Origin of the sequence: Yeosuana aromativorans, assembly GCF_014646655.1 — a bacterium.
GTDB classification, from domain to species: domain Bacteria; phylum Bacteroidota; class Bacteroidia; order Flavobacteriales; family Flavobacteriaceae; genus Yeosuana; species Yeosuana aromativorans.
In genome coordinates this window covers 364,575-383,869 of the sequence record NZ_BMNR01000001.1, presented here as the reverse complement: position 1 = coordinate 383,869, position 19,295 = coordinate 364,575, and the positions used below count along the sequence as shown (strand labels likewise).

Genomic DNA, 19,295 nt, shown 5'->3' with positions numbered 1-19,295 from the left:
TTCACTTTAGAATTAAAAAAGAATCACAGGTATGAATATAAAACACCTAATCGTTTCAGTGTTGTTAGTTTCAGTTTTTTCGTCTCAAAAGGCACAGGCACAAAAACCAGTTTATAAAGCAGAAACATGGAAAAATCCAGAATGGGAAAATCCTGAGATATTTCAAATAAACAGGGAAGAACCCACAGCTACTTTTTATAGATATACTGATAAAGGATCAGCATTAAAAAACGACAGTTGGGAAGCCTCACCATTATACAAATCCTTAAATGGCACCTGGCATTTTTATTATGCCGATAGTGTGCAGGCAAGACCAGTTGATTTTTATAAAGATGATTTTAGTTTAAAAGGCTGGAACACAATTGAAGTGCCTTCTAATTGGGAAATGAAAGGTTTTGGGATTCCAGTGTATACCAACATAAAATACATGTTTCCTGCCAATCCACCTTACATTCCACATAACATAAACAATAATGGCAGCTATAAAAGAGATTTTGAAATCCCACAAGATTGGGACGGCAAAGATATCTATTTGCATTTTGCAGGAGTGAGTGGTGCCATGTATGTTTGGATCAATGGCGCTTTTGTAGGCTACAATGAGGGCAGCAAAACACCAGCTGAATTTAAAATCACGGACCACCTTAAAAAAGGGAAAAACACCATATCTGTTCAAGTGTTGCGCTGGTCAGACGCCAGTTATATGGAAGACCAGGATTTTTGGAGGTTGAGCGGTATTGAGCGTGATGTTTACCTCTATGCAACAAACAAAGTCACTATTCGGGATTTTAGGGTCACTTCTGATTTACAAAACGATTATCAAGATGGGGTTTTTAAAATGGCTTTAGAAGTAGAAAACAATTCTAAATCCAAGGCAAAAAAAACAATTGAGATTTCACTCATGGATGGCAATACCGAGGTCTATTCTGAAGCTAAACAAGTCAATTTAAAGACAGGAAAAAACGATATTGATTTCAGCAGAATCATTCCTCATGTAAAGTCATGGAATGCCGAGCAACCCAAACTATATAAACTCTTGATTAATTGCAACGGAGAATCAACTGCAGTAAAAGTTGGGTTTAGAAATATCAAAATAGAAAACAGCCAGTTTTTGGTCAACGGGAAGCCTGTTCTAATAAAGGGCGTTAATTTGCACGATCATAGCGAAACAGAGGGGCATGTGGTTTCTGAAGATTTAACAAAGAAGGACCTGGAAATCATGAAACAGAACAATATTAACGCTATTCGTTGTTGCCATTATCCAAAAAATCCTTTCTTCTACAGATTATGTGATCAATACGGATTTTATGTGATAGATGAAGCCAATATTGAAACCCATGGTATGGGTGCCAGCAATCAAGGGTTGGACAATGATTTGGCAAAACAGGCGGTTCATCCTGCTTATTTACCGCAATGGAAAGGCATGCACTTAGATAGAACCATTCGCATGTTTGAACGCGATAAAAATCATCCTTGTATTGTTATTTGGTCGTTGGGTAATGAAGCCGGAAACGGGTCAAATTTCTTTGCAACTTATGACTGGCTCAAACAACACGACACAACACGACCCACGCAATACGAAGGTGCAACATCGTACAGCAACACCGATATTCAACCGCCCATGTATTGGCCAATTGAAAAGATGATAGAATACACCAAACAGAATAATACACGTCCGTTAATACAGTGTGAGTATGCACATGCCATGGGCAATAGCACTGGCAATTTTCAGGACTATTGGGATGTTATTGAAGCCTATGATATCATGCAGGGTGGTTTTATTTGGGACTGGGTAGATCAAGGGATTTTGACCACAAATGAAGCTGGACAATCCTATTGGGCCTATGGTGGAGATTTGGGAGGGTTTGATCTGCAAAACGACAAAAATTTCTGTATCAATGGTATTGTAAACCCTGATAGAACAGCTCATCCTGCTCTAAATGAGGTGAAAAAAGTGTATCAGTATATCAAATTCATGCCAACCAATTTAAAAGCAGGCGACATATCCATTAAAAACATCTATGACTTCACTAATCTAAACGAATTTGAATTTACTTGGGAAGTATTGGAAAATGGTCATGCTGTAGTATCGGGCTCCTTGCCAACCTTAGACATTCCTTCTTACGGCACAAAAACCGTCAAGATTGATTTGCCTGAACTTAAAAACAAAGATGCTGAATATCATTTAAACATCTATGCACTTAACAAGTACAAAACCGATTTAATGCCATTAAATCATGTAGTAGCTTTTGAACAATTTCAACTAACAAAAGGACAACCGGTTTTAAAAACACCAGTGATTCATGGTGACATTTCGATTAATAAAACAGCTTCCATAACTACTATTTTCAACAACAATTTCAAATTACAGTTTGATAACAATAAAGGAACATTGACAAGCCTTGATTATGGCGATGGTAACATATTACTTGAAGGCATGACCCCAAATTTTTGGCGTGCCGTTACAGATAATGATTTTGGGGCCGGCTCACCAAAAAAATTGGTACAATGGAAAGAAGCCACACAAGAACAAAAACTAACCAATGTTACAATAACAAGTAGCGGGAATGAAATCAGTGGCAATACAGGTTCGGTTACTGATGTTGTAAATATTGAAACAACTTTTGATTTACCGTCAGTCAATGGACAAATCGTCATGGTCTACAATATTGATGCGTCTGGCGGAATCACTGTAACCAATCAATTGGAAAATATTAAAAGTGATTTACCGCACTTGCCAAGATTTGGAAATAATTTTATAATAAAGAATGAATTTGACCAAGTGAATTGGTTTGGCAGAGGCCCACAAGAAAATTACTGTGACAGAAAAACGGCTGCTTTGGTTGGATTATACAAGGCAAAAGTTGAAGATTTATACGTTCCGTACATTCGCCCACAGGAAAACGGTTACAAAACCGATGTGCGTTGGATTACTTTTACAAATAATGAAGGAAAAGGCATTAAAATAGAAGGGCCGCAATTATTAAGTTTTAGTGCCCATCATCAATATAACGATGATTTTGATGCAGGCATGACCAAAAAGCAACGACATACCACAGATATTAAACAACGTGATTTGGTGAACATTAATATTGATTATGGCCAAACGGGCGTTGGAGGTGATAACAGTTGGAGTCCAAGTGCATGGGCTCATGAAAAGTATAGAATTCATCCAGCAAATTTAAAATACACATATAAAATCATCCCAATTAAATGATTTCCAAAAGACAATTAATGAAACATCTACCACAAGCATTTTTCTGTTTTTGCAGCGTTTTTATAATGGCTCAAACTAATTATACCAAATTTGAACCAGGACAATTATGGCTTGATAACAATGGAGTCCATATCAATGCGCATGGTGGTGGTTTTTTGTTTCATGATGGAACGTATTATTGGTTTGGAGAACATAAAATATCAGGTAAGCTTGGAAATAAGGCTATGGTTGGTGTTCATGCATACAGTTCAAAAGATTTATATAATTGGAAGGACGAGGGTATTGCCCTGAGCATGTCAAATGACCCAAAAAGTAAGTTAATAAAAGGTTGCATTTTAGAACGTCCAAAAGTCATATATAATAAAAAGATCAAAAAATTTGTGATGTGGTTTCACCATGAGCTGAAAGATCAAGGCTATAGCGCTGCGTTAACTGGTGTTGCTGTTTCCGATAATGTAACAGGGCCATATATCTATCAGGATAGTTTTAGACTTCATGGAGGGATACTACCACTCAACTTTACAAAGCAACAATTTGATAAGGCAGAAATAATAGAAAACGATTCTGATCCCAACAAAAAACAAAAAGTGATAGATGGCGCTTATTTTAAGCGTGATTTTGAAACAGGTCAAATGTCTAGGGACATGACACTGTTTGTTGATGAAGATGGTACAGCCTATCATATTACCGCTTCAGAAGAAAATCAAACATTACTGATTTCAAAATTATCCGATGACTATCTTTCCGTAACAGATGACTATATAAGAGCGTTTCCGGGAGGCCGAAATGAAGCACCTGCCGTATTTAAAAAGGATGATAAGTATTACATGTTTACCTCAGGACTCACTGGATGGAAGCCAAACCCGGCAAAATTATCAGTTTCTGACAGCATGCTGGGCAACTGGAAATCATTAGGTAATCCATGTATAGGAACCGATGAAGAAAAAGCAGTGACTTTTTGGTCGCAAAGCACCTATGTGCTTCCTGTTGAAGGCCGTAACAACAGTTTTATTTTTATAGCAGACCGTTGGCGTCCTGAAAATGCAATTGATGGACGTTATATCTGGTTACCCATTCAATTTGAAAACAATATACCTGTTTTAAAATGGGTGAGCAGTTGGGGCTTGTCAGTATTTAAAAACTAGTTTTTTTCAAGAACAGAAATGTTTTCTTGTCATAAAAGTTCCTTCAAACGTTGTGTTGCTATTTCGGCTGTTATATCGCGTTGCGGAGAACCAAACATTTCATAACCCACCATAAATTTTTTCACGGTTGCGCTTCTCAATAGCGGTGGGTAAAAACTCATGTGCCAATGCCAATGGTCATTGTCTTTTTCATTTGTAGGTGCTTGGTGAATGCCGCTGGAATAAGGGAATGAACAATTAAACAGTTTGTCATACGCTTTGGTAAGTACCGATATGGCCTCAGCAAACAACAGAGTCTCAATATCTGACATTTCGTTGATGTTCTTTTGATGTTTTTTTGGAACAATCATGGCTTCAAAAGGCCAAACAGCCCAAAAAGGCACAAGGACAACAAAGGCATCATTTTCAAAAATAATACGTTCTTGTTTATCTAATTCTTGTTTAAGGTAATTGCCCAAAAGACTGCTCTTGTTTTTTGAAAAGTACTCGTATTGGTGAACATCTTTTTTGTAAACCTCGTTGGGTAATGTGGATTGGCTCCAAATCTGACCATGAGGATGTGGATTGCTGCAACCCATCACAGCACCTTTGTTTTCAAAAATCTGAACATAATTGATATTAGGGTTTTCTCCAAGCGTGGTATATTCTTCTTGCCAAGCTAGCACGACTTTTTGAATATCGTTAACGGCCATTTCAGCTAAACTTTTAGAGTGGTCCGGGCTAAAACAAATCACTTTGCAGATACCTTGCTCGCTATGGGCCACCAATAAATCGTCTTCAATTTTAAATGATTTTGAATCGGTTTGAAGTGCGGCAAAGTCATTTGTAAACACAAATACATCTTGGTATTTAGGGTTTTTCTCCCCGTTTACCCTAGTGTTTCCAGCACATAAATAACAGGTTTCATCGTAGGCTGGCCTGACATTGGTTGAAATGGATTCATTTTGTCCTTGCCATGGTCTTTTAGCACGATGGGGCGATACTAAAACCCATTCTCCAGTTAGTATATTGAGGCGTTTATGCGAATAGTCTTGTAAATCGGTATTCATTAGTATTCAGTTTATTTGTTTTGTTATTCTATGATTCCAGTGCCGTTTGAAAGCTCAACAGTGTATATCGAACAGTCTTTGTTAAATCTATTTTTATAGGCTTCTGTTATAAAAGATTTAAATGAGTCCGTTTCAGATTTGGCAATCAAGTTTATGGTGCAGCCACCAAAGCCACCACCCATCATTCTTGCTCCTAAAACATGGCCATTTAATTTTGCTTGCTCTACAAGAAAATCCAATTCCTCACAACTCACTTTATATTGGTTTTGAAGGCCATAATGTGATGCATAGATAAGTTCTCCTAGTGTTTTTAAATCGCCTTTTTCAATAGCTTTAGAGGCTTGTATGGCCCTATTGTTTTCTTGGATGACATATAAGGCTTTCTGATAATTCTCTGGAGTAACTTTATCTTTAATGGATTCCAGATCATATTCTGTGGTATCACGCAATGCTTTGACCTTGAGCATTTCTGAAATCGATTCGCAAACAGAACGCCGGTCATTATATGCACTATCAGACAAACTATGTTTTACATTGGTATTGATAAGGATTAACTGATGGCCTTCAAAATTGATCTCATACGGTTTTGAAGTCACGGTTCTGCAATCAAGCAGTAAGGCATTGTTTTCTATTCCAAACATACTGGCATATTGATCCATGATGCCACATTTAACGCCCACATAATTGTGCTCTGCCTTTTGTGATATTAAAATCATGTCATGTTTGGACAAGCCTAAATTAAAAAGTTCATTCAAACCATAAACCACACTGTTCTCAAGTGCTGCAGATGATGACATGCCGGCGCCACCGGGAATATCACCGCCAAAAGCAATATTAAAATTGCCAATGGTTTTGCTCCTATTCTGTATTTCTGCCACAACTCCAAGCACATAATTTTCCCAACGGCCTTCTGCTGATGGTTTCAGTGTGTCCAGTGAAAACGCTATGCGTTCATCTTTATCCACGGCATAAGCCACGGAAGTGTTGGAATCACTTTTTTGAATAGCTGCTACAATGCCTTTGTTTACTGCTGCTGGAAAAACGAATCCATCATTATAATCGGTATGTTCACCAATTATATTAATTCTGCCAGGTGAAAAAATAAGTAGCGGTTCCGCATTGAATTCGGTAGAGAAAGCTTTGGAGACTTTGTTTATTAGCTGTGTATTCATGATTAGTTTGTTGTTTCATTTTTAATTTATAGTGATGTTCCAATTGATTTCATAGAACGTTTGTGGATCCAAAGTTTTTAGTCCGATGCCGTTATTAAAACTGTCAGACACACCTGTTGTAGGTTCAATGGCAATGGTATTGGGATGAGGTGGTGTGTATAATTGTAAAAAATTATCGGTTTCTGATGAGGTCATCACAAAGCTGTATTTGGGAGTGAAAAAGCGTATTTCATTTGAGTTTAGTAGAAAGCAATCATCAAGATTTTTGTTTTTAAGTCTAAATTCACCATCTATGTTAAATGGCTTTTTATCGACTGTGATGTTTCTGTCATCAAAAACCAGTGTGTCGTTACTATCAAATTTTAAATAGCTATTGTTTAAATTATGGCTTAAAAAATACGGATGCCATCCGATGGTAAATGGAAAGCCATCTGTACCTGTATTTTCTATGGAGACATTTAAGTCTATGGTGTTTTTTGTCAATGTATAGATTAATTGAATGGAATAGGTATATGGAAACCCAACTGAATGTTTGGTTTCATTGTACAAAAGTTTAACAATAGCATTTTCTTCTGTGGTTTTTTGTTCAACAAGCTTAAAAGTCTTATTGTAAACCAGTCCATGCAATGCATTGTTTTCCTCTTTTTGATTGATTTCTAATTGGTAAGGCTTTCCATTAAAAGTGTAAAGCCCATCTTTTATCCTGTTTGCAAACGGAAACAAAATGGATGAGGCATAAGTATTGTTATAGGTCAAAGGGCTTAAGTCTTTAATGATATGGTGTCCATCAAGAATAAGCTCTTGTAAACTGGCTCCTAAGTTTAGATGGATTTTGGCATAACTATTATGTTTAGAGTTCTCAATCTCTAAATAATGACTGCTTTTGTCTAAACCCTGTGTTTGATTGATTTTATACAATGTTGTGTCTTTTTGGCTTTAATAACTCAATGAACAGGCGATTAATTAGGTTTAAAAATCGTCTAAATAGCATTGATAATTGTTTTAATTGTATCAAAAATAGTAAAAAATCAGACTAGTAGCTACTAGTTGTTAATAACTTTTAACGAATAATTGTTAAGAAAGTCATATATTTCGACTTTAAAACATAAATTTCTACTAACAAACTAAACAATAAGCAATATGAAATCAGGTTTTGAATTTTGGGACTACGCTGTATTTGTTGCGTATGCCGTCTTGATATTAGGTGTGGGTCTTTGGGTTTCTAGAGACAAGAAAGGGCATCAAAAGAACGCAGAGGATTATTTTTTGGCGAGCAAGTCCTTGCCGTGGTGGGCTATTGGTACATCATTAATTGCCGCAAACATTTCTGCTGAACAGTTCATAGGGATGTCTGGTTCTGGATTTGCGTCAGGATTGGCAATCGCATCGTATGAATGGATGGCGGCACTTACATTAATTATTGTTGGAAAATACTTTTTGCCCATTTTTATAGAGAAGGGATTGTACACCATACCGGAGTTTGTTGAAAAGCGTTACTCAACCAATTTAAAGACCATTCTTGCCGTATTTTGGATTGCGCTATACGTTTTTGTTAATTTGACAACAGTACTATATTTGGGTTCTTTGGCCTTAGAGACTATTATGGGAATTCCCCTAATTTATGGTGTTATAGGTTTGGCGTTATTTTCTGCTGCTTATTCATTATATGGAGGTCTATCGGCAGTGGCTTGGACTGATGTTATTCAAGTTGTGTTTTTAGTGCTAGGAGGATTGGTCACAACCTATTTGGCACTAAATATGGTATCTGACGGTACAGGAGTGTTTGCTGGACTGCACAAAATTTATGAAGCGGTTCCCGATAGATTTGCCATGATATTGGATAAATCAAATCCTGAATATAATAACCTCCCAGGAATAGGTGTTTTAGTTGGAGGTATGTGGGTAGCTAATTTATATTATTGGGGATTCAACCAATATATCATTCAAAGAACATTGGCAGCCAAATCATTGCGGGAATCCCAAAAAGGAATTTTGTTAGCGGCTTTCTTAAAATTGATAATACCTTTATTAGTTGTGATTCCTGGAATAGCAGCCTATGTTATGGTCAACGATCCTGAAATTATGGCCAGACTTGGTCTGGAAGGCTTACATAACTTGCCATCATTAGAACAGGCCGATAAAGCTTATCCTTGGTTGTTGCAGTTTTTGCCAACAGGCTTGAAAGGTGTTGCATTTGCAGCATTGGCTGCGGCCATTGTGTCGTCTTTGGCGTCTATGCTTAATTCAACATCCACTATTTTTACCATGGATATTTACAAACAGTATATTAATAAAAATGCAGGTGATAAGACAACGGTTAATGTGGGAAGAATTTCTGCAGCTGTAGCTCTTATAATAGCTTGTGTTATAGCACCGTTACTAGGAAATCTTGATCAAGCTTTTCAATTTATACAAGAATATACGGGTATGGTAAGCCCTGGTATTTTGGCCGTCTTCTTATTGGGTCTGTTCTGGAAAAAGACCACAAATAAAGGCGCTATTGTTGGAGCTTTGACATCTATTCCAATAGCCATGTACTTTAAGGTGGCACCAAACGGTTGGTCTACATCACCATTGTTTGTGAACGTTCCGTTTATGGACCAAATGGGTTACACGGCCTTATTGACGATGGTTGTTATTGCTCTTGTTAGCTATGCTCAACATAGAGGAGCTGATGATGAAAAAGGTATACCAATAACAAAACAAATGTTTAAGACAAGTCCATTATTTAATATAGGTGCTTTTGCAGTCATGATTATATTGACGGCACTTTACAGTATTTTTTGGAATTAATACTAATTTAGTTTAAAAAACGACCCTTGAAATATTTATTTCAAGGGTCGTTTTTTTTATGGTGTTATTGACTTTAAATTTTACAGTGATTTTCTTAAAATCAAATCATTGTCATTCTCAATTTGTAATTGCTCTTTGTTGGTAATCATGTGTGCCAAACGAGCCCCCATTTTATTAAAATCTGTTGAAATGGTCGTAATACCGCCTTCTACAATTTCCTTGAGCATGGTGTCATTGTAGGATATGATGCCAATGTCTTTTCCAAGGATAAGTTGCTGTTCTTTTATTTTTTTTATGATTCTAATTAAGTTTCTATCATCTGGAATTACATAAACATCCCCAGGAGTCACAACCTGGTCTTTTAAAGAATCAATGATTCCATGCTTGATTTTGTAATGTTTACAAAATTGTTTGAAACCATTAAGCATACCTTGCGGCTGTTTGTCTGATATAAAAAGCAAAATCAGCTTTTTATATTTATTGATAAGCGACAGCCCTTTAGTAAGATTATTATAAATATCGGTTTGAAAATTTTGATAGATTGCGGAATACGACCATAAATCTTCATGCATTTGATCCAAAATATAGACTTTGTCAGCTGGCAACTTTTCTATGACCTGATTGGTGTTTTTTAGATTGGCTGGCATGATGACATAATAGTTGTAGTTGCCAATATTATCGTAGATTAACTTACTGAATAAATCATGATTAAAATGATGGAAGAAGATATCAACCTGAACGTTATCACCAATATTGTTTAAAAAGGAATTATATAAATCTTCTTTAAATCCATTGAGTTCATCAAACAGCAAAAAGACCTTTTGGGCAACATTAACACTTTCACTTGCAACATAGTAGCCCTTACCTGGGACTGATTGAACAATTCCTCTTGTTTTTAATTCATTAAATGCTGTTAAAACAGTATCTCTTGAAATGGAATTTGAATCTTTTATGCTGTTGATTGATGGCAATGGATCTCCCTTTTTCAAACGACCACTTGTTATGGCATTTTCTATGGCAGCAATGATTTGCTTGTATTTTGGTGTGCCCGATTTGTTTTTTATGGAAAAGTCACTCATAAAACCAAATATATGAAATAATCAAATACCAGTAGGTACCGGTTTGAGTTAATAACCTATCCTCCTATTGAAGATGCAAATAATTTAAAACATGCTCCACGGCGCCTTTATTTTTCAAAATATACTCCGAATTATGATTACCTGATGTTTTCCTTTTTTGTTTGTTGGTAATCAAATCATTTAAAATACTGTTGAATTCTTGTTGGTTTGAAATGGAGAACATCCCAGAATTATCAATCATGGCTTTAGCTTCAGGAAATTTTGAATGGTGGCTTCCAATAATGATAGGAACTCCAAAAACAGCAGGTTCCAAGGTGTTATGTAGCCCTGTTTGTCCCATGGCTCCACCAACATAAGCAATATCAGCATAGCTATAGATTTTTGAAAGCAATCCAATGGTATCAATAATAAACACTTGGGCTTTGGAGCAATCATGACCTTCTTTTTGGGAATACAAAACAGTGTCTGCTGTTAATTTTTCTTGAAGACTCGCTATTTGGGAAGTTTTAATATTATGTGGTGCAATGATAAATTTTGTGCCCTTTGATGCTTCAGAATTTATAAAGTTGATAAAGAGCGCTTCATCTTCAGGCCACGTGCTTCCGGCTACCACACATAATTTGTTTTGTTTAAAGTTTTCTATAAAATCAAGAGAGTTGTTTTGGTTTAATTGATCTGAAACCCTATCAAATCGGGTGTCTCCAGAAATGGTTGCATTCAGGTAATTGATGGATTCAAGTAATGTTTTTGAACTGTCATTTTGTGTAAAAATATGTTCAAAAGCAAACAGTGCTTTTCTTAATAGCAAACCATGCCATTTAAAATAAGGTTGGTAGGGCCTAAAGGAAGCCGAAATCAATAGGGCTCTTAATTGGCGTTTGTTTAATTCATTTAAATAATTGGGCCAAATATCATATTTTACAAAAACGGTCAATTCTGGATGGACCAAATTTAAAAAGCGCTTGGCATTCTTTTTAGTGTCCATTGGTAAATAAGCCACGACATCAGCAATGGGTGAATTTTTCCTGATTTCATAACCTGAAGGCGAAAAAAAGGTCAATACCACTTTATGATTTGTGTATTTCTTTTTTAGTTCTTTAAACACGGGAAGACCTTGCTCATATTCACCCAAAGAAGCACAATGAAACCACAGCGTTTTGTCTTGTGTCGACAAGTTGTTTTTCAATATGTCAAAAGTCTCTGATCTGCCTTTTACGCCTAGTTTAATTTTATGGTTTAAAGGCGCTATGCAATTCAATACAAATTGCATCAGATTAATGGTTATGTTGTAGATAAGATTCAAAGTAATGCTTTGCAACAAAAATACATTTCTTTAAAAGAAAAACATTGTTAAGCTGTAGTATTTTTGTAATTTCGTAATGTATTAATTCGCGCTAATTGTACGTTCAAATGAATGATTGCTTTTATGCAACCGTAAGCGAATTGTAACTTTTTTTAGATGAAAAAAATTCAAATGGTTGATCTTAAAGGTCAGCTAGATAAGATTAAGAAGGAAGTCGATACGTCTATTCAAGACGTTTTAGAAACCACAGCATTTATAAACGGTCCTAAGGTTCATCAATTTCAACATAATTTAGAGCAATATCTTGGTGTAAAACATGTCATCCCCTGTGCCAATGGCACCGATGCGTTGCAGATTGCCATGATGGGACTTGGTTTAAAACCAGGTGATGAGGTTGTCACGGCCGATTTTACTTTTGCGGCAACCGTAGAAGTGATAGCGTTGTTAAATTTAACCCCAGTTTTGGTTGATGTCAATCCTGATGATTTCAATATCAATATTGAAGCCATAAAAAAAGCCATTACACCTAAAACCAAAGCTATTGTTCCGGTTCATTTATTTGGGCAATGTGCTGATATGGAAGCCATTTTGGAAATAGCCAATGAGCATAATTTGTTTGTTATAGAGGATAATGCGCAAGCCATTGGTGCTAACTATACATTTAAAGATGGCAGAAAAGCAAAAGCGGGAACCATTGGCCATGTAGCATCAACTTCTTTTTTTCCTTCAAAGAATTTAGGGTGTTATGGTGATGGTGGTGCTATTTTTACTAATGACGATGCCTTGGCGCACACCATTAGAGGAATTGTAAATCACGGTATGTATGTACGATATCATCATGATGTAGTTGGTGTTAATTCGCGTTTGGACAGTATTCAAGCAGGTGTTTTAGACGCCAAATTGCCACATCTTGATAGCTATAACAGGGCAAGACAACTGGCAGCAAGAAAATACAACCAAGCGTTCAAAGATTGTGATAAGATTATAACGCCTTCTGGAAAAGCAATTTGTCAAGGTATCTGTGATACTTGTGATTGCCATGTCTTTCACCAATACACATTAAGGTTAAAAGGTGTTGATAGAGACGCTTTGGTTGTCTATTTAAATGAGAACAATATTCCATGTGGGGTATATTATCCTATTCCGCTGCACAAACAAAAAGCGTATGCAGATGATAGGTATAATGAAGCTGATTTTAAAGTCACCAATCAATTGGTGCAAGACGTTATTTCGTTACCCATGCACACAGAATTAGATGACGAGCAAATAGATTATATTACATCAAAAGTAAAATCATTTATAAATGGATAAAATATTAGTTACAGGAGGTTTAGGCTTTATAGGGTCGCATACCGTTGTTGAGTTACAAAATGAAGGTTTTGAGGTTGTAATTATTGACGATTTATCAAATTCTTCCATAAAAGTGCTGGATGGCATTACTTCAATTACAGGTAAAGCACCCATTTTTGAAAAAATGGATCTTAAAGACAAATCACTTGTGGAAGCCTTCTTTAAAAAACATAATGATGTTAAAGGCGTTATTCATTTTGCCGCTAGTAAGGCTGTTGGAGAAAGTGTCAAAGAGCCATTGTTGTATTATGAGAATAACATCAGTACGTTGGTTTATCTTCTAAAAGAACTGAAAAAACTACCTGAAGCTAGTTTTATATTCAGTTCATCTTGTACGGTTTATGGACAGGCCGACGAGTTACCGATTACAGAAAGCGCCCCTGTTAAACAGGCGGAATCTCCTTATGGAAATACCAAACAAATAGGTGAAGAAATTATAAGTGATACTTGTAAGGTAACACCAAATTTAAAAGCGATTGCCTTGCGCTATTTCAACCCGGTAGGTGCGCATGAATCGGCTAAAATAGGAGAATTGCCTATTGGTGTTCCGCAAAACCTAGTGCCATTTATCACACAAACAGGCATTGGGTTGAGAGAAGAACTATCTGTTTTTGGTGACGATTATCCAACACCAGATGGTACTTGTATCAGAGATTATATTCATGTTGTAGATTTGGCTAAGGCTCATGTGGTTGCCCTTAAACGTTTATTGGAAAACAAGAATACATCTAATTATGAGACCTTTAATTTGGGAACAGGTAAAGGTAGTTCGGTTTTGGAAGTCGTTCAGTCTTTTGAACGTGTATCTGGTAAAAAACTGAATTATAAAATAGTTGGTAGACGTGAAGGTGATATCATTTCGGCCTATGCTGACACCAATAAAGCTAATAAAGAACTAGGTTGGAAAGCCCAATTAACATTAGATGATGCCATGCGATCTGCTTGGAAATGGGAGCAGGTTGTAAGAGACACAAACTAAAAAAAGGCATAAATATAATTTTAAAAAAAGTCTCAATCTTTGAGACTTTTTTTTTGCTATGTACCTTTAAATCAATGGTAAAATCTTATCGGGCTTTACTTTACGCAATGCTTTTAAGACTTTTTTAACAAGTTTAAACTGTAATAATAGCTATTTTTAATCGTCTTTATTTTATATAAAGACTATATCAATCAAATCAATCAAACTAAAATCAATCAACAAATGTCTAACCTGTCTCGAATAACACGCATTGTGCAATGCATGTTCCTTTTTTCAAATATTCTGAGTCCCATTACGTGTTTTGGCAGTAATGTCCAAGAGGCGATAAATTATGTTAATCAAGTTGACTATAAAGCAAAAGCGCTGGAGAATTATAAGGAAGAAGGATTACAAGATTTGTTGGAGTTTAATAAAAATGCATTAAAACAAAATGTAGATTCTGTGCCAGTTTTTAAGAAGCTTGCAATTATAAATGCCGAGTTAAAAAATCCAGAGCAAGCTTTTCAATATGCAAATAAATACATTAATAATACGTTTGATTTTTCAATATTGCACAATGACTCATTTGATAACATTCAAGATTCAAATGAGTTTAAACAATTGATTGAGAAATATCTTATAAAGTTTGATTTTTTTTCGTTTTTGTACTTATACATAGCTTTAATTGGCTTTTTTTTAGTGATTGTGTTGAATCTAAAAAAGCGAGTTGATAAAGCTGCCAATATTCTCATTAGTAGTTTTGTGTTGGTTCACGTATTATTTGTTATAGAGTATGTACTTTACCTAACAAATATCCAATATCAATATCCGCATACCTATTTATTTTCCTCTTCATTAGCATTAATGTATGGTCCCTTATTGTTTTTATATTTTAAAAGGGTCACACAAGGATATATCTTTAAAAAATCAGATATATTGCATTTTTTTCCGACAGCTATTTTAATTGCATTTGTTTTATGGCCAATTTATTCTTTGAATGCGACTGAAAAAATTAAAATGATGCTTGGAACAAGTACTTCCCACAAGTATTTTTGGCTGTTTGTGTTTATACCAAAAGTATTGTCGTTGATTATTTATGGTTTACTAATTGGAAAATTGCATTATGCCAAGATTAAAAATTCAGGAAAAGAGAATACTGAAAAGGCAACTATTACTTGGGAGAAAAACATCTTTAGGATACATCTTGTATATGTGTTTTCATACTTAATTTATGGATTGTCAATAAGTTTACTTGGTGAATCGGCAAGTATAATTTATAATTCACATGTGGCAGCCATGTCTGTTATGATTCTTTATGTGGCCTATATGGCTTATGCACAGCCTAAAATATTTTCAGAAGGATTCATTTTGAATAAAATAAGTAAATACGAAAAGTCTGGATTGACAGAGTCCTTATCAAAAGAATTAAGTGAGAATTTATTTAAGTTATTTATTGACGATAAGATTTATAAGGATAATGGTATTTCGTTGGAATCTTTATCAGATAAACTGGGTACCACCAGACATAATACGTCGCAGATAATCAATGAATCTTTTAATATGAATTTTTTTGAACTCATCAATAAATTCAGAATTGACGAAGCAATAAACATATTGCAATCTGATCTTTACGGAAATCTTCATATCATTGATGTCGCTTATGAGGTTGGGTTTAATAATAAAGTAACTTTCAATAAAGCTTTTAAAAAGCAGACATCCCAGACTCCTTCAGAATTTATAGCATCCATTTGCAATAGTTCAAAATCGGTAAATTGTTAGTAAACCTTTATCGGCAAGGTAAACTATTATAAGGTTTACCCATTAATACTTTCATAATATCTTCTTTTACTTCCGCAATTGTGTAAGGTTAGGTGGCTAAAGAGCTTTGCTTCTAATTATAGTTCCACTAAACTTTAGTTTATTTCGTGAAGTAATTTTTTGAATTAGTCCTTTAAAAAAATGTCTTTGTCACCTTCCTTATTACAATCTGCATAGACTAACTCATAAAAATTTTTATTCATGAAAGTAAGAAACTACTATTTTATGCTAGTGCTTTTGCTGTTTGGTTCAACCATGGCTTTTGCACAAGAAAAATCATTATCTGGGACTGTTACAGATAGCAAAGGGCTACCCTTGCCAGGAGCAACAGTTTTAGTTAAAGGTACCACAACAGGTGCCTCAACAGATTTTGATGGAAAATATGCTATTGAGGCAAATCAAGGACAGACCCTTGTTTTTAGCTTTGTAGGATATGCTAATAAGGAAGTTGTTATTGGAGCATCCAATACAATAGATGTAAAATTACAAGAAGATGCTACCGCACTTGAGGAAGTTGTGGTAACTGCTTTTGGTAAAACAAAACAAAAAAGATCACTTGGTTATGCTGCTACAGCGGTTTCTGGAGAAAAGTTAACCGAAGTGGCAACGCTGAACCCTTTTGAGAGTTTATCGGGTAAGGTTGCTGGTTTAGATATTACGTCTCCCAATCAACCTGGCGCTTCAACAAAAATTATTTTAAGAGGGTTTAGTTCTGTAAGAGCTATCAACGGTCCTTTATATGTAATAGATGGAACACCTATTTCCTCAGCTTCCAATAGCGGAAATACAGGTACAGGACTTTCAACAGATGTTAATAGATCATTTGATGGAGGGACTAATATTAATGATTTAGATGCTAATGCTATTGCGAGCATTAACATTCTTAAAGGAGGTGCGGCAACCGCTCTGTATGGATCTAGAGCATCAAGCGGTGCTATAATTATAACCACTAAAAGAGGGCGGTCTGGTAAAGTAAAAGTTGAATTAAACAGTTCATTAGACTTTTCAGAAGTATCTAGAATTCCTCATTTACAACAAAAATTTGGTCAAGGTTGGAACGGTGTAGGATATTCTGGACTTCCAGCAGGCGGCACTGGAGCCAGTAACGAAAATGGTTCTTGGGGCCCTAGGTTTAACGACCAGCTTCGTGTTTGGGGACAGATTGTAGATAATTCCCAACAAATTAAGCCCTATTCAAATTTAAAAGATAACATTAAGGACTTTTATGATATAGGCGCTACGTACACCAATTCACTGCGTTTAAGTGGTGGTGGAGACAATTCAGATTTTTCATTAATCTTCACTAAAATTGATACAGATGGTGTGATCCCAACGGATGCTGATGCTTTAAACAGAAACACAATAAGTTTAAACTCTGGTATCTCAGGTAAAAAATTTAGGTTACGGGTCAATGGTAATTATGCTCAAACTAGACAGAATGCAGTAAATACGGGCCAGGGAGACAACGCAGGAGAAGGTGAAACCTTTATGCAGGAGTTATTACAAATACCAAGAGATATTAGCGTTTTGGATTTGGCAGACTATAAAAACAATCCATTTAATAATAATGATAATTTTTATACATCCTACTCCAGAAACCCTTATTGGGTTATAAATGAGAACGCTACAAACTTAAGCAGAGAGCGTTTTTATGGAAACATAAACTTTGCTTATGATATAACTCCAGAATTAGTGGGAACCATTCAAATAGGCGCAGATATTCTTAACGGCAAACGTCATAGTCATGGTGCTGTTATCAATTATACACCTGGCTCACCAAATGCATTATTAGGGGCTACTAATAATGCAGGAGGTGTCACAGAGGCTACAAACCAAGCAAAGCGTTATGAATCATTTATAACCTTTGATTATGATACTGTGTTAAATGATAATTTTAGTTTGCAAGCTTCATTAGGAGGTTCTATTAACAATAGTATTACCAGCAGTTTGAGCGTTAATGTAACCAATTTGGATATTCCTTATTTTTATGAAATCTCAAACTCGGCAGTGCAACCAATTACGGCACAGCAAGACAGTCAAAGAAAAGGATATTCTGCTTTTGGATCTGCAACATTGTCATATAAGGAAAGAGTTTATTTAAACGTAACAGGTAGAAATGAGTGGACTTCTACCTTAGCTATTGGTAAAAATTCATTTTTCTATCCATCGGTCAATTTAAGCGCCATTGCAATTGATAATGGTAAACATTTCCTAAAAATAAGAGGAGGCTATGCGTCACTTGCAAATGATGCAGGGTTGTACAACACTGAGAGTTCAGCTTTACAAGCCGTTGCAACAGCTTATTTTGGACAGATAACATTCCCTTTTAACGGATTGAATTCATTTGAGATTGCACGAGCATTAGGAAACATAAATATTGAGCCGGAATTTACAGATGAATATGAAGTAGGGGCGGAAGGGCGTTTTTTTAATAGTAGAATAACGGCAGATGTTGCTTATTACAGTAAAAAAACAAATGGGTCCATTATTTCTCTTTTATTGCCTGAATCAACAGGTTATGGATCCATTGTTGGAAACTATTTAGATCTTGAAAATAAAGGTGTGGAAATAGCACTTGGATTGGTGCCAGTCAGAACCGATGATTTCAGTTGGAATGTGGATTGGACATTTACCAAAAACAAGAATAAAGTAACATCATTACCAGAAGGTCTAGATAAACTTTTGATTAACAACTCTTACAACATTAATTTTTATGCTATTGAAGGACAACCTTTAGGTGTTTTCTATGGGCGTAAACCTTTGGTTAATGATGCCGGCCAAACGGTTGTTGATCCAAATACAGGAATTCCATTGCAGACACTTGAAGAAGAACCGCTTGGTAATTCACAAAGAGATTTTGTTATGGGACTTCAAAATACATTTAAATATAAAAATTTCAGGTTGGCCTTTAATTTTGATTGGAAGCAAGGTGGTTTAATGTATTCCTATACCGCTCGATTACTTGGCTTTACTGGAAATTCAATAGCTACAACCTATAATGATAGGAACCCTTTTATAATACCAAATTCAGTAAATGACAATGGAGACGGAACCTATTCAGAAAACACAACACCAATATCTTATGGCAACATTTCAGGTTTTTACAGTTCAAGTAATAACCCAACTGTTGAGGCTACAGACCATGTAATAGACAAAACATTTGTAAGGTTAAGGGATTTGTCCCTATCCTATAATTTTCCTCAAAGTATCATTGGAAAAACAGGATTTAACAGTATGGTATTAAGTGTTTATGGCAAAAATTTAATGTTATGGACACCTGCCGAAAACCCATATGTAGATCCAGAAGTTACATCTTTTGGAGGAAATGATTTAGTCACTGAGTTTGGAGAATTTGGTGCTAATCCAGCACAAAGAACCTATGGGGTTTCTCTAAAAATGTCATTTTAATAAATA

12 protein-coding genes are annotated in these 19,295 nt (G+C 35.5%); 7 read left to right on the top strand and 5 right to left on the bottom strand.

Annotated elements, in window-relative coordinates; genetic code table 11:
• Positions 1-31 precede the first annotated feature (31 nt).
• Positions 32-3,214: a beta-galactosidase, LacZ type gene (lacZ, locus tag IEW94_RS01520; RefSeq protein ID WP_188649501.1), complete on the top strand. Its 3,183-nt coding sequence runs from the start codon at positions 32-34 to the stop codon at positions 3,212-3,214.
• Positions 3,215-3,231: 17 nt separating this feature from the next.
• The gene (locus IEW94_RS01515; RefSeq protein ID WP_188649500.1) at positions 3,232-4,359 is read left to right on the top strand and encodes a glycoside hydrolase family 43 protein; all 1,128 of its coding nucleotides are present in this window, start codon (positions 3,232-3,234) and stop codon (positions 4,357-4,359) included.
• 29 nt (positions 4,360-4,388) lie between these two features.
• On the opposite strand, the gene IEW94_RS01510 is transcribed toward IEW94_RS01515, so the two are convergent.
• From IEW94_RS01510 to IEW94_RS01500, 3 genes are read right to left on the bottom strand one after another with little or no spacing between them, the layout of a single operon-like run.
• Positions 4,389-5,408: a UDP-glucose--hexose-1-phosphate uridylyltransferase gene (locus IEW94_RS01510; RefSeq protein ID WP_188649499.1), complete on the bottom strand. Its 1,020-nt coding sequence runs from the start codon at positions 5,406-5,408 to the stop codon at positions 4,389-4,391.
• Between the two features lie 23 nt (positions 5,409-5,431).
• Positions 5,432-6,580: a galactokinase gene (gene galK / locus IEW94_RS01505; protein WP_188649498.1), complete on the bottom strand. Its 1,149-nt coding sequence runs from the start codon at positions 6,578-6,580 to the stop codon at positions 5,432-5,434.
• Between the two features lie 21 nt (positions 6,581-6,601).
• Entirely contained in the window at positions 6,602-7,498 is an 897-nt protein-coding gene (locus IEW94_RS01500; RefSeq protein ID WP_188649497.1) for an aldose 1-epimerase, read from the bottom strand.
• Positions 7,499-7,720: 222 nt separating this feature from the next.
• Here IEW94_RS01500 and IEW94_RS01495 point away from each other — a divergent pair, with 222 nt between their 5' ends.
• Positions 7,721-9,373: a sodium/sugar symporter gene (locus IEW94_RS01495; protein WP_188649496.1), complete on the top strand. Its 1,653-nt coding sequence runs from the start codon at positions 7,721-7,723 to the stop codon at positions 9,371-9,373.
• Positions 9,374-9,453: 80 nt separating this feature from the next.
• Here IEW94_RS01495 and IEW94_RS01490 read toward each other — a convergent pair whose 3' ends face one another.
• Both IEW94_RS01490 and IEW94_RS01485 read right to left on the bottom strand, forming a co-directional pair.
• The gene (locus IEW94_RS01490; RefSeq protein WP_188649495.1) at positions 9,454-10,452 is read right to left on the bottom strand and encodes a GntR family transcriptional regulator; all 999 of its coding nucleotides are present in this window, start codon (positions 10,450-10,452) and stop codon (positions 9,454-9,456) included.
• Positions 10,453-10,516: 64 nt separating this feature from the next.
• On the bottom strand, positions 10,517-11,722 hold the full coding sequence (locus IEW94_RS01485) for a 3-deoxy-D-manno-octulosonic acid transferase (protein WP_188649494.1): 1,206 nt from the start codon (positions 11,720-11,722) through the stop codon (positions 10,517-10,519).
• 189 nt (positions 11,723-11,911) lie between these two features.
• Here IEW94_RS01485 and IEW94_RS01480 point away from each other — a divergent pair, with 189 nt between their 5' ends.
• The 4 genes from IEW94_RS01480 to IEW94_RS01465 all read left to right on the top strand — a co-directional run bounded on the left by IEW94_RS01480 (position 11,912) and on the right by IEW94_RS01465 (position 19,289).
• Positions 11,912-13,066 carry a DegT/DnrJ/EryC1/StrS family aminotransferase gene (locus IEW94_RS01480; RefSeq protein ID WP_188649493.1) on the top strand — a complete coding sequence of 385 codons (1,155 nt, stop codon included), beginning with the start codon at positions 11,912-11,914 and terminating at the stop codon, positions 13,064-13,066.
• Entirely contained in the window at positions 13,059-14,084 is a 1,026-nt protein-coding gene (gene galE, locus IEW94_RS01475) for a UDP-glucose 4-epimerase GalE (protein ID WP_188649492.1), read from the top strand. Before IEW94_RS01480 ends, galE begins: the two co-directional genes overlap by 8 nt.
• 261 nt (positions 14,085-14,345) lie before the next feature.
• On the top strand, positions 14,346-15,842 hold the full coding sequence (locus IEW94_RS01470; RefSeq protein WP_188649491.1) for a helix-turn-helix domain-containing protein: 1,497 nt from the start codon (positions 14,346-14,348) through the stop codon (positions 15,840-15,842).
• A 240-nt stretch (positions 15,843-16,082) separates the two neighbouring features.
• Positions 16,083-19,289: a SusC/RagA family TonB-linked outer membrane protein gene (locus tag IEW94_RS01465; protein WP_188649490.1), complete on the top strand. Its 3,207-nt coding sequence runs from the start codon at positions 16,083-16,085 to the stop codon at positions 19,287-19,289.
• Positions 19,290-19,295 lie beyond the last annotated feature (6 nt).

Bases quoted from the DNA above. Each gene is read 5' to 3' on its own strand.
- lacZ (WP_188649501.1), top strand. From the start codon at position 32: ATGAATATAAAACACCTAATCGTTTCAGTGTTGTTAGTTTCAGTTTTT.
- IEW94_RS01515 (WP_188649500.1), top strand. From the start codon at position 3,232: ATGAAACATCTACCACAAGCATTTTTCTGTTTTTGCAGCGTTTTTATA.
- IEW94_RS01510 (WP_188649499.1), bottom strand. From the start codon at position 5,408: ATGAATACCGATTTACAAGACTATTCGCATAAACGCCTCAATATACTA.
- galK (WP_188649498.1), bottom strand. From the start codon at position 6,580: ATGAATACACAGCTAATAAACAAAGTCTCCAAAGCTTTCTCTACCGAA.
- IEW94_RS01495 (WP_188649496.1), top strand. From the start codon at position 7,721: ATGAAATCAGGTTTTGAATTTTGGGACTACGCTGTATTTGTTGCGTAT.
- IEW94_RS01490 (WP_188649495.1), bottom strand. From the start codon at position 10,452: ATGAGTGACTTTTCCATAAAAAACAAATCGGGCACACCAAAATACAAG.
- IEW94_RS01485 (WP_188649494.1), bottom strand. From the start codon at position 11,722: ATGCAATTTGTATTGAATTGCATAGCGCCTTTAAACCATAAAATTAAA.
- IEW94_RS01480 (WP_188649493.1), top strand. From the start codon at position 11,912: ATGAAAAAAATTCAAATGGTTGATCTTAAAGGTCAGCTAGATAAGATT.
- galE (WP_188649492.1), top strand. From the start codon at position 13,059: ATGGATAAAATATTAGTTACAGGAGGTTTAGGCTTTATAGGGTCGCAT.
- IEW94_RS01470 (WP_188649491.1), top strand. From the start codon at position 14,346: ATGTTCCTTTTTTCAAATATTCTGAGTCCCATTACGTGTTTTGGCAGT.
- IEW94_RS01465 (WP_188649490.1), top strand. From the start codon at position 16,083: ATGAAAGTAAGAAACTACTATTTTATGCTAGTGCTTTTGCTGTTTGGT.